Here is a 422-nt window from a genome sequence, read left to right as displayed (position 1 = left end):
ACGAGATGACGTCGAGTCTCGTGGGCTCGGAGATGTGTATAAGAGACAGCTTCTACGCCGCCATGAATGACGATTTCGGCACGGTTGAAGCCGTTGCCGTGCTGTTCGAACTGGCAGGAGAAGTGAACAAAACCAATGATGCGGGGACGGCGTTGCGCCAGTGCGTACATTTCCGCATCGCGTGCGGTCTTTGCCAAAACGGATGCGGCGGAGATTTCGATGATTTTGCTGTCGCCTTTGACGACTGCTTCGGCAGGGATGCCTAAATGTTCGGGAATGCGGTTGCTCGATTGCGGGCGGCGGCGACACGCTGGCGGCGATTGCCAAATTTGGAGTTACCGACCAACTCGGCTATATTTCTACCGGAGGCGGCGCGCTCCTTGAGTTCTTGGAAGGAAAAGAGCTGCCTGCCGTAGCCGCTT

3 pseudogenes are annotated in these 422 nt (G+C 56.6%); 2 read left to right on the top strand and 1 reads right to left on the bottom strand.

Annotated features, from left to right (window positions below):
* Positions 1 to 158, top strand: a pseudogene (locus ACRPFF_RS11195) (DALR domain-containing protein); the annotation flags it as partial.
* Here ACRPFF_RS11195 and rnhB read toward each other — a convergent pair.
* Positions 141 to 284 (bottom strand): annotated as a pseudogene (rnhB, locus tag ACRPFF_RS11190) (ribonuclease HII); the annotation flags it as partial. The pseudogenes ACRPFF_RS11195 and rnhB sit on opposite strands and share 18 nt — an antisense overlap.
* Before the next feature lie 2 nt (positions 285 to 286).
* Here rnhB and pgk point away from each other — a divergent pair.
* Positions 287 to 422 (top strand): annotated as a pseudogene (pgk, locus tag ACRPFF_RS11185) (phosphoglycerate kinase); the annotation flags it as partial.

It is taken from the genome of Neisseria sp. SLRRB23 (genome assembly GCF_050896295.1).
Taxonomy (GTDB): domain Bacteria; phylum Pseudomonadota; class Gammaproteobacteria; order Burkholderiales; family Neisseriaceae; genus Neisseria.
The sequence above is the reverse complement of the archived record's forward strand: the minus strand, read 5'-3'. Positions and strand labels throughout refer to the sequence as shown.